This is a genomic window from Bifidobacterium sp. W8114, assembly GCF_016101165.1.
GTDB classification, from domain to species: domain Bacteria; phylum Actinomycetota; class Actinomycetes; order Actinomycetales; family Bifidobacteriaceae; genus Bombiscardovia; species Bombiscardovia asteroides.
In genome coordinates this window covers 178,874-189,834 of sequence record NZ_JACFRA010000002.1, presented here as the reverse complement: position 1 = coordinate 189,834, position 10,961 = coordinate 178,874, and the positions used below count along the sequence as shown (strand labels likewise).

Here is a 10,961-nt window from a genome sequence, read left to right as displayed (position 1 = left end):
GCCCTGGAGCAGGATGAAAAGGCATTGCATCCGCTAAAGACCATTTACAACATATTTCGGTCCGGCACCTATTTATCTGAAACATATGCTTGCGAAATATGTGACGGACTTCCTGATCTGGTTCGTTGATGCGCCTGTGGTGCAGGGTGACATTGACAGGAGCGGCCATGACATTCAAATGGTGATGACATATATTGCCAATCATCTGGAGGGGCCCCTTGATCTTCATCAGCTTGCCGCTATGACTGGCCTGGGGGAGCGCAGCTTCATTAGGGTATTCAAAAGGGCAACCGGTTATACGCCTCATGCCTATGTTATGGACGCGCGCATCAATTCGTCTCGAAGCATGCTCAGCAATTCCTCCAAGCCTGTCGAGCAGATAGCCCTAAATTGCGGGTATTCCAAGCTGTCCGTCTTTTGCAGCGCTTTTAAGTCAAAAGTAGGTATGTCTCCTATGGAGTACCGTCGTCGTACTTTGTAAATATTGTAAATGATGGATTAAATCGATGACCGCGTCAAGCACATATTCCGTAATGAAGAGTATCTTGGTGGAGTCCGTTATGTTTCATAGTCCAGCTGTAGTTAAGAGACTCCTATGGATAATTGCATCTGGTCTGTATAGTATGTGCTCTGTAATGAAATTGGCATAACATGCATAGACGGATTAAGTCGCCATGAGGCGAGGGTTGAAATGGTCTTCTGACCGTTCTTATAAAAGGGCTCATCAGCATTGACTGATGGGCCTTTTGTTTTACCTTTTAATATGCTGCGCTTAAACTTTCATTTATTAATACGTGTACACAATATCTCTTTAGAACAGTCAGAGACCGAATTGACATTATCGGATAAAGGTATTATCTTCGATTAAAAGAACGAAGTTGTTCGCCCATACGAGGGAGAAGGGTTGATGGTTAAGATGGTTGTGCTCAGATTCGAAGATGCCCACCTGCCTAAGTGGGTCTTTGGTTTGCGCTTGGCAAACGATACCCAAAGTAATTGCGATCTATCCTTTGGCAGGATGTTTATATGACGACCGAAGGCAATGAGATAGACGAATATCTGGCCCGCACCTCGAAAGATCATGGTTTCGAGGTCTGCGTACAGCATCTGGTGATGACGGGATGTCTCGATGCAGCCTTCGCCGGCAGGCTGGCCGGTTATCTGTATGACCAGGATCAGGCTGATATGGGTCTGGACACTGGCCTTCTTCATGACATAGGCAAGTATTCAGATGAATTCCAGAGGATGATTAGGGAGGCTTATGATGAGCAGTAGTGTCAATCACTCTTCATACGGGATGAAAGTAGCGTATAAGCTTCATCTTCAAGAAGCCACGTTTGCCATTGCAGGACATCACGCTGGTTTGCCGGATTTTGGCAACCGTATTGATACCGAGAATTCAAGCACCTTGGTCGGCAGAATGAAGCGTCCCAACCCTGATGCCTCGCATTGGAAGGATGAGATTACCCTTCCCGAAGTCAAACCGCTCGCGTCTTTGGGCTCGCATTTCTCGGACATGATGCGTATCCGTATGCATGAATCAGCACTAGTGGATGCGGATCGTTTGGATGCTGAGTTCTTTGTCAATGGCAAAGTAGAGCGCGACGAATCACCATTCCTCGAACAACTGCTTCAGGATCTCGATCCTGATCGTTTGTCCAACTCTATTATGCCGTCTCCGCAGGAATTACGTGAAATAAGCAAATCGCTGGCTGAGCAGCTGCGTGAGCATCAGTCAGTCAGAATCAAGGCGCTCGCTGAAATCATGGAACGTAGAGCTGAATCCTTCCTGTCGGCGAAGGCGAGTACGTCGTTGAATGAAAAGCGTAATGCCATATTGCGTGACTGTCTTATTCACGGAACCGATCCTGAATGGAAACCAGGTCTATACACGCTGACTGCTCCTACAGGCGGCGGCAAGACTGATTCCTCGCTCACTTTCGCACTTGAACACGCCAAAACGCATCATATGGATAGAGTTATTTACGTCGTGCCCTACACGTCAATCATTGACCAGACGGTAAAGGAATTCGAAACCCTTCTAGGGCCAGATGCGGTTCTGCCACACTATGCAGATGCGGCTTTCCAGTTGAAGGAGGAAAACGAGCTCACCGTAAACGATCTGCATCGTAGTTTTGCGGCCGAGAACTGGAACATGCCGGTTATCGTAACCACGGCTGTGCAGTTTTTCGAAAGCCTGTTCGCCAACAAGGCCTCTAAACTCAGGAAGATTCATAACATAGCCAACTCTGTTGTGATCTTCGATGAGGCCCAGACCTTACCCTTGCCTCAGCTGAAACCATGTGTACAGGCCATAGCTGAGCTGGTTACCAACTATCACGTCACCGCGGTACTATGCACAGCCACTCAGCCGGCCTTGCAGGATCTGTTTGCCCAGGCTCTTGGACGTCCAACTCTGTCAATTCCAGAAATTGCGCCATTGAGCGAAAATGAGCGCTCAGAATTCCGGCGCAATCGAATCGTTGATGACGGTCATAAGGACATGGATGAGATGGCTGCAGCAGTAGAAGGCCATAATCAGGTCCTGTGCGTGGTCAACACACGTAAGGAAGCGCAGTGCATCTCCGGAATGGCGCGAAAGCATGGCTTCGAAGACGGCACTTTCTGTCTGACTACACTGCAATGTGCCTATGACAGAGAACGATTGCTGAAGCAGATACGGCATCGCCTCGCTCAAGGAGAATCCTGTAGGGTCGTATCCACGTCTCTGATAGAGGCCGGAGTGGATGTTGATTTTCCCGAGGCATATAGGGAACAGACTGGTCTTGATTCGATTCTTCAGACAGCTGGCCGTTGCAACAGAGAAGGTCGACGTGAAGCGGATGCCTCATTGGTTCATGTTTTTTCGACTGGTGAGGGCCAGGTTTCATTTTTGAAACAGAATATGCTGGCTTTCGAGTTGGTACGGGAAGGCAATGCTGACCTGGCATCATCAAAAGCTATTCATGAATACTTCACCAGGCTCTTTGGAATGCGTGGGGATGAGAGTCTCGATCAGCGTCAGATTCTAAAGGCTCATGAGCGTGGAATATCAGGATGCCGTATGCCGTTCGCTCAGATTGCTGAGCTGTTCAAGCTGATTGACACTCCAACTGTTCCCGTCTATATACCGGTCAATGAAGAAGCGAGCGCCCTGTGTGCCCAGCTGACTGATCCTCGTTGCTATACGCGAGGTCTGTTCCGCAGATTGGGCCGGTACGCAGTCAATGTCTGGCCTAGACAGCTGGACAGACTCAAAGAGGCTGGGAAGATATCCGCTCTGGCTGAGCATGGTGCCAGGTCGGATGACGATGCTTTTGTTCTGCTGGACATGGGCATGTATGACAGTGCTACAGGTCTGCAGGTCGATGAAGATCAGTTGCCTCAAAACGGTCTGCTGTATTGATGGCTGAATCGTAATTAGCAATACCGGCAACAGGAAAGGAGACCAATGACAGTACAACTTGAGGTCTGGGGTCCGTACGCCCTCTTCACCAGACCGGAAATGAAAGTAGAGAGGGTCTCGTACGACGTGATGACGCCGTCGGCGGCACGGGGAATTCTGGAGGCTGTGTTCTGGCATCCAGGCATGGTCTGGCGTATTGACAGGATTGTGGTCATGAATCCGATCAGGTTCACCAGTGTTCGTCGCAATGAGGTCAGCAGCGTGATTTCGGCCGATACTATCAGGTCGATGATCAATGATCCGTCCAAAGACAGCGCGATCTATACTTCCTCAGACATTCAGCAGCGTGCCTCCACCATTCTGCGGGATGTTCACTATGTGATTGAGGCGCACTTTGATATGAATAGTAAAGCTGCCGCTGGGGATACGCCGGCTAAGTTCATCAGCATGTTCAATAGGCGGGCTCAGAACGGGCAATACTATCACCACCCTTATTTTGGAACCCGGGAGTTCCCTGTCGATTTTCGGCTTTGGGATGTCGATAAGGGTCAGCCCAAGGGTTTTGAAAATGGTCGTCGGGATCTGGGTTACATGTTATATGACATGGACTATCGAGACCCTGCGGACCCGCAACCTATGTTTTTCAGAGCTGAGCTGATTAATGGTGTGCTGGATGCAACTGATCCGAAGGTGAGCTCATGATTGGCGAACTAGTCAGACTTTACGACCGGCTGGTGGAGGCTGGTCAGGCACCGCGCTATGGATACAGCGTTGAAAATGTTCCGTGGGGCCTGGACATAGCGGATGACGGGGCCATAACCCATGTCATTCCGTTTGGGACATTGACAAAGAACAAGCAGTTCAGACGTATGATGCCTGTTCCAGCACATGCATTACGAACGGTGAAAATTCAGGCCAATTTCCTCTGCGACAACTCCTCTTACCTGCTAGGTGCAGATGCCAACGGTGCAACAGATAAGGCGGCCAAGCGCTTTGCAGCTGCTGCTGAATTGCATCGTCAGGTGCTTGCGAACGCCGAAGATGATGAAGCTCGCGCAGTGCTCGCTTTCTTCTCCCGGACGCCTCAAGCGGCAGTTGTCGAGGAGAAATTGGGCGAAGGGGACTGGAAGAAGGCCTTGACCGGTAATTTCGTCCTCTGCCGCAGCGGCTTACCTTTATCTGAAAACCCAACCATGCAAAGATACTGGGATTCATGGTTCTCTGCGGGTGACGAGGACAGTGATGATTCGGCCGCTGGTTCTGAAACCATGCAAAGTGTTGTTTCAGGTCAAGCCGTCGTTCCCGCTCTTACTCATCCAAATATCAGAGGCGTCCGCAACGCGCAATCCAGTGGATCCGCGCTGGTGTCTTTCAATGCGCCAGCGTATCTTTCCTACAACAAAAAGCAGGACCAAAATGCTCCTATGAGCAAACGTGAAGCCTTCGCTTACACGACAGCCCTAAATACTGTGCTGAAGGACGATCAATACACAAGAACTATCAATGATGGTTCCTTGACGATTGTCTCCTGGGCAGAGTCAGGACAGGCTGAGTACTCAGCTGAGATGAACTTGTGCATTGAAGGCGCTGCAGGGGTTGACCAACAGGATCTAATAGCCACTGTCACGGCCTTGTCTAAAGGGAACCCCGTTGATTTCAATGGTGTCAGGCTTAATCCGGATGAGCATTTTTACATCCTTGGGCTTGCCCCTAATGCGGCCAGGCTTTCGGTGTCCTTCTTCTTGAAGGACACTTATGGCAGTTACATGGAGCATGTACGTCGGCATTATGCAGATTTGGATATCGAACGACCGAAATTTGATAAACGTCGTGACCTACCTGTGTGGATGCTCCTTGCGCAAACTGTGCCATCTGTCGCTGGTGGGAAAAAGAGGATTCCAGCTTCCCCCCGTACAGTTTCCGACCTATTTAAGGCCATTCTTACAGGTGCGCCCTATCCTACGTCGCTCCTGACTGCTGTCGAGAACCGCATTGGCGTTGAGCATGAAGTGCCCCGCGCCAAGGCGGCAATCATCAAAGCGTATTTTCTTCGTCATCCAAACAACCAATGCCCTAAGGAGGTATTGCAAGTGTCCATCAACAAAGAAAGCACCAATGTGCCCTATGTCCTAGGACGACTGTTCGCCCTGTACGAGGACATACAACATGCTGCGAATCCTGGTATCAATACCACGATTGGTGACCGGTTCTTTACTAATGCATCGACCATGCCTGCCGTGGTTTTCCCGCACTTGGGCGATTTGGCAAAAAAGCACCTGCGAAAACTGTCGACGGGAACGCGCATTTACTATACCAAGCGTATCGCAGATCTGATGACCAGAATCGGCGAGAACTTCCCGACGAGGTTATCGCTGCCTGAACAGGGTGCTTTCCAGCTCGGATATTATTTCGAGACTCAGGAGCGCTACAAGGGCAAGAACAAGGACGACAATAAGGAAACCAACAAGGAAGAAGGAATTGTAAATGAGTGAGCAAACTGCCAAGGCTATCCAAAATAGGTACGATTTCTCCATTCTCTATGATGTTGAGAATGGCAATCCCAACGGAGATCCGGAATCAGGCAATATGCCACGAACCGATAGTGAGACCGGGATTGGAATTGTTACTGATGTTTGCCTGAAGAGGAAGATACGTAACTATGTGCAGTTAATTAACGGGGATAAGGCGCCCTGGCGTATTTATATCAAGCAGCAGGTTCCGCTGAACCGCCTCGATGCTGAGGCATTGAAAGCGATTGGCGTCAATGGGGACCCCGATGTGGACAGTATCGGGAAGACCTTAAAGAAGGCCAAGAAGGAAAATGGCGAGCTGGATAGATTAATCCTCGATTACATGTGCTCCAATTTCTTCGATATCAGGACCTTTGGCGCGGTGATGACCACCTTCGTCAAGGGCGGGTTGGCCTGTGGCCAGGTGCGTGGTCCTGTGCAACTTGGATTCTCGAGATCTATCGATCCGATTTTCCCGCAGTCTGTCACCATCACCAGGGTGGCCATTACTACGGAAAAAGACCAAGAGAACAAGAACAACGAGATGGGTAACAAGTCCATCGTTCCTTACGGTCTATACCGTGCTGATGGCTATGTGAATGCCAAGCTTGCACAAAAGACCACCGGGTTTAGCGAGGAAGACCTGGCCATGCTTTGGCAGGCCATTCTCAACATGTTCGAGTTTGATCATTCTGCAGCTAGGGGCAAGATGGCCGTTCGCAAGCTCTACGTCTTCAAGCACAGCAACGATCTTGGCGATGCTCCCTCCTATAAGCTGTTCGATAGCATTCATGTGGCTCATAAGCCTGAGGTCGAGACCCCGCGCAGCTTCTCGGATTACGATGTGACCGTCGATACTTCAGCTATTCCGCAGTCGGTCGAACTGACTGAAATGGTGGATGGTTGAGAATACTGCAATGAGTGATAATCCCATGGACTTGTCCATGGCCACAGGGCCGGCCGAATATCCTGAGGATGAATGGCTGGCCCTGTCTGGCATTCAGCATTTTGAGTTCTGCAAGCGCCAATGGGCATTGATTCATATAGAGGAGCAATGGCGTGACAACACTAGAACGTATGCAGGAGACTTTGAACATCGACGTGCCCACGACTGCCATGCTTCTGAAAAACGCGGTGACACCTTGATACTCCGCGACCTGCGTGTATTCTCTCGAAGTTTGGGAGTCGTCGGCGATTGCGACATCGTCGAATTTCACACAGCTCAGGATGGAATTTCGTTGATAGGCAGGAGAGGACGTTGGAAACCCTATCCTATCGAGTACAAGCACGGTTCCAGCAAAGTCAATAATGCTGATCGTTTGCAATTGTGCGGCGAAGCCATGTGTTTGGAAGAAATGCTCTCCTGCAGCATCGGCCAGGCGGCATTGTTCTATCAGCGGACTAAGCGCCGTGAAGTGGTCGAACTCAACGAAGATCTTCGCGCTCACGTAGTCGATGATCTAGCGCAGATGCGGGATCTTTATCGGCGAGGCCATACTCCAAAGGTGAAGCCAAAGACGGGATGCCGGTCATGTTCATTGAAGGATATCTGCCTGCCCGAACTTGTACATAAGTCTTCCGCTGCTGACTACATTCGAAAGACTTTGAAAGAGTTGTAGGAGTAACTTGGTCAATGAGAGCTTATTGAGGAAAAACACTAAAGGGAAGCGATGATCCATTGAGACAGATGTTGAACACCTTGTTTGTCACTACAGAGGATGCCTACCTTTCCCTGGAGCAGGAGAATGTCGTGGTGAATGAGGGCGACCACGTCATGGGACGGATTCCCCTGCGTGCCTTGGAGTCTATTCTTTGCTTCAGTTACAAGGGTGCTTCGCCAGCCTTGCTGGGTAAGTGCAATGAATTTGGAGTCTCGTTCGCCTTTTACTCCCCTCAGGGCAAATACTACGGGTCAGTACTTGGGGAAGCTAACAGAAATGTGCTTTTGCGACGCCGCCAGTATCATATGGCCGATGACGATAATGAGGCCTGTTCGATTGCAGCCTCATTCGTCATGGGTAAGATATTCAATGCGCGACAGGTGCTGGAGCGCGCTACCCGAGACCACGCCTTACGGATCAATGTGCCTCGTGTCAAAAAACAGAGTGCCCGTCTGTCGGCAGCCTTGCGGGAATTGGATGACTGCCTAACGGCGGATTCGGTTCGCGGTGTGGAGGGGGATGCTGCCAAGTGCTACTTTTATGCATTTGATGATCTTATCCTCACAAATAAGGATGATTTCTACTTCGAGCAGCGCAGCCGGCGGCCACCGATGGATAGGATGAATGCCCTGCTGTCATTTATCTATGTGCTGCTCTCCGGAGATTGTCGCTCTGCACTTCAAGGTGTCGGCCTTGATCCTTATGTCGGGTTCTTGCATACAGACAGGCCAGGTAGGTCTTCGCTGGCCCTTGATCTTGTTGAGGAATTGCGCCCTGCCTTTGCGGATCGGCTAGCTTTGTCTCTGGTCAATACCCATGTGGTTAAGGCTCGAGATTTTGAAGTTCGAGAGAACGGAGGAACTTACCTTAACGACAAGGGGAGGAAGCAGGTGCTCTCAGCCTGGCAGAAGCGCAAGAATGAGCAAATTATGCACCCCTTTCTTAAGGAGAAAGTTCCATGGGGCTTGGTGCCTTATGTGCAGGCACTGTTGCTGGCTAGATACATACGTGGGGATATGGATGCCTATCCGCCAATGTTTTGGAAGTAGGGTGGAAGAATAATGATGGTGGTTGTTGCCTACGATGTTGACACTTGTAAGGCGGCTGGTCGGAGACGTTTGCGAAAGGTCGGTCATGAATGCATGAAGTTTGGACAGCGTGTGCAAAATAGTGTGTTTGAATGCGTGGTCACTCCTGTCGATCGTGAACTGCTAAAACAGCGGCTGATGACGCTGATCAACCCTCAGGAAGACAGCTTGATCATGTACGACTTGGGTGCCAGATACTCGCGCCGAATCCATTACTATGGGGTGAGGCGCCATATCCCTGTTGATCAAGTGATGATGCTATAGAATCATTGGGCCTTGGTTGTACTGCATTATAATTTGAGCCGCTGAAGTTAGATGATGGCTCAGTGGTTGGTGTAATACTGTAAACAGTGCAGTATGTTGATTGTTGCTGTGGATTATCGTTGCCGCGAAACGCTAGCAATCATGTATTCGTCTGATTCTTCGCGCTGCGGATCGTTGCTTCTGTACGATATTCAGTCTTGATTTCGCATGTTTTAGTGAGCTGATTTTGTTGAATTTCCATGCAGAGGTCTGTAGATGCGGAGAAAGCTAAAATTTTAGTGAAACAGATGAACGGTTGTTTGATAACTGAATAGTGATGTTGTCGACTTGAGACATCATCTCAATTGCTCGACTACAGACAGAAGCTGAGTACCTAGGTTGGGCTGTTGGGAGTCGTCAGCTATTAAAGCTAATCATATATTGGTCATTGGATGTATCATTGAGCAGTCGCTCCCTTCACGGGAGCGTGGATTGAAATACATGCTGGCGCCACCTATATGACTATCGATCTGGTCGCTCCCTTCACGGGAGCGTGGATTGAAATCTCGCCAAACTCCTCCCGGTGTCTTACCGCGTAAGGTCGCTCCCTTCACGGGAGCGTGGATTGAAATCTCGCGGGTCGGTGACCATCACCCCGCCGAGCAAGGTCGCTCCCTTCACGGGAGCGTGGATTGAAATCCCAAGGCCGGGTCCGCCCCCACGCTCTTATCCGGTCGCTCCCTTCACGGGAGCGTGGATTGAAATCATCCGGCCATCACGTCCTTTGCGCGACCGTCGCGTCGCTCCCTTCACGGGAGCGTGGATTGAAATTTGAAAATGATGGCGACATATACCATATCCTGAGATGTCGCTCCCTTCACGGGAGCGTGGATTGAAATATGGACTATGTGCCGCATATCATCGGATACGTCGTCGCTCCCTTCACGGGAGCGTGGATTGAAATCAGAGCGTCAAGTTTTTGTTGAAATTCAATCAGAAGTCGCTCCCTTCACGGGAGCGTGGATTGAAATTATCTTGTCGCCTGTAGGGCCTACCGCATATGGCGTCGCTCCCTTCACGGGAGCGTGGATTGAAATGCTTTTGGCCATATGCGGTTTTGATATATTTTGGTCGCTCCCTTCACGGGAGCGTGGATTGAAATCAAACGGTCACACCCTTTTCAAAAATCCCTTTGATGTCGCTCCCTTCACGGGAGCGTGGATTGAAATACGTCGAGGCTGGAGGGCTGTGTGGTGATGATGAGTCGCTCCCTTCACGGGAGCGTGGATTGAAATCCCATGAGGCCTCTAGATGTGCGGCATGGCTAGCGTCGCTCCCTTCACGGGAGCGTGGATTGAAATCCGGGCATGATAGCCACAAGGCGTATCTCGCACGTCGCTCCCTTCACGGGAGCGTGGATTGAAATCTACTAGTGTGCGCCATTGCAGGCACCGTTTGGGTCGCTCCCTTCACGGGAGCGTGGATTGAAATCCCGAGGATAGGTATCTCAATGCGATGGCTGACATGTCGCTCCCTTCACGGGAGCGTGGATTGAAATCTCTAGGGTTTATCTCTATATCCTGACCTATTTTGTCGCTCCCTTCACGGGAGCGTGGATTGAAATATCTGTGTAGTAGCCGACCTTATAGTTTGGCCGGGTCGCTCCCTTCACGGGAGCGTGGATTGAAATCTTATCATCCTTGATGGCGCGGTCGCAGGCTTCAGTCGCTCCCTTCACGGGAGCGTGGATTGAAATATGCGGTTTTCAACCAGTGAAACGCATTGTCTCGTCGCTCCCTTCACGGGAGCGTGGATTGAAATTCGGTGAGCACGGTTTCTGTGGTCATTTTCTTAGCGTCGCTCCCTTCACGGGAGCGTGGATTGAAATCTCTTGCTGGTGATATGGAAATGGCCCTCGATTATGGTCGCTCCCTTCACGGGAGCGTGGATTGAAATTTGGGGTCGCCATCCATGATGATTGGATACGACCGTCGCTCCCTTCACGGGAGCGTGGATTGAAATGTGAAGGTTTTGCGAAAGTCAGATACCCAGG

The 10,961-nt window shown here is 50.3% G+C and carries 9 protein-coding genes and 1 CRISPR repeat array (1 of these 10 cut by a window edge); all 9 genes read left to right on the top strand.

Features of this window, described 5'->3' with window-relative positions; all coding sequences use genetic code 11:
• Positions 1–85: 85 nt before the first annotated feature.
• The 9 genes from H3T89_RS03615 to cas2 all read left to right on the top strand — a co-directional run bounded on the left by H3T89_RS03615 (position 86) and on the right by cas2 (position 8,929).
• Entirely contained in the window at positions 86–481 is a 396-nt protein-coding gene (locus H3T89_RS03615; protein WP_198216270.1) for a helix-turn-helix domain-containing protein, read from the top strand.
• A gap of 545 nt (positions 482–1,026) precedes the next feature.
• Positions 1,027–1,275 carry a hypothetical protein gene (locus H3T89_RS03610; protein WP_198216269.1) on the top strand — a complete coding sequence of 83 codons (249 nt, stop codon included), beginning with the start codon at positions 1,027–1,029 and terminating at the stop codon, positions 1,273–1,275.
• Positions 1,262–3,406, top strand: a complete 2,145-nt coding sequence (cas3, locus tag H3T89_RS03605; RefSeq protein ID WP_198216268.1) for a CRISPR-associated helicase Cas3' — start codon at positions 1,262–1,264, stop codon at positions 3,404–3,406. Before H3T89_RS03610 ends, cas3 begins: the two co-directional genes overlap by 14 nt.
• Positions 3,407–3,451: 45 nt before the next feature.
• Positions 3,452–4,108, top strand: a complete 657-nt coding sequence (gene cas5c / locus H3T89_RS03600) for a type I-C CRISPR-associated protein Cas5c (RefSeq protein ID WP_198189369.1) — start codon at positions 3,452–3,454, stop codon at positions 4,106–4,108.
• Positions 4,105–5,898, top strand: a complete 1,794-nt coding sequence (gene cas8c / locus H3T89_RS03595) for a type I-C CRISPR-associated protein Cas8c/Csd1 (RefSeq protein WP_198216267.1) — start codon at positions 4,105–4,107, stop codon at positions 5,896–5,898. Before cas5c ends, cas8c begins: the two co-directional genes overlap by 4 nt.
• Entirely contained in the window at positions 5,891–6,823 is a 933-nt protein-coding gene (cas7c, locus tag H3T89_RS03590) for a type I-C CRISPR-associated protein Cas7/Csd2 (RefSeq protein ID WP_110413424.1), read from the top strand. The genes cas8c and cas7c overlap by 8 nt, the downstream gene beginning before the upstream one ends.
• A 10-nt stretch (positions 6,824–6,833) precedes the next feature.
• The gene (gene cas4, locus H3T89_RS03585) at positions 6,834–7,535 is read left to right on the top strand and encodes a CRISPR-associated protein Cas4 (RefSeq protein ID WP_232348436.1); all 702 of its coding nucleotides are present in this window, start codon (positions 6,834–6,836) and stop codon (positions 7,533–7,535) included.
• A 68-nt stretch (positions 7,536–7,603) separates the two neighbouring features.
• On the top strand, positions 7,604–8,626 hold the full coding sequence (cas1c, locus tag H3T89_RS03580) for a type I-C CRISPR-associated endonuclease Cas1c (protein ID WP_232348435.1): 1,023 nt from the start codon (positions 7,604–7,606) through the stop codon (positions 8,624–8,626).
• 12 nt (positions 8,627–8,638) lie between these two features.
• Positions 8,639–8,929, top strand: a complete 291-nt coding sequence (cas2, locus tag H3T89_RS03575) for a CRISPR-associated endonuclease Cas2 (protein WP_198216265.1) — start codon at positions 8,639–8,641, stop codon at positions 8,927–8,929.
• A 446-nt stretch (positions 8,930–9,375) separates the two neighbouring features.
• A CRISPR array of direct repeats spans positions 9,376–10,961; the repeat unit is 32 nt; unit sequence GTCGCTCCCTTCACGGGAGCGTGGATTGAAAT (it continues 4,667 nt past the right edge of the window).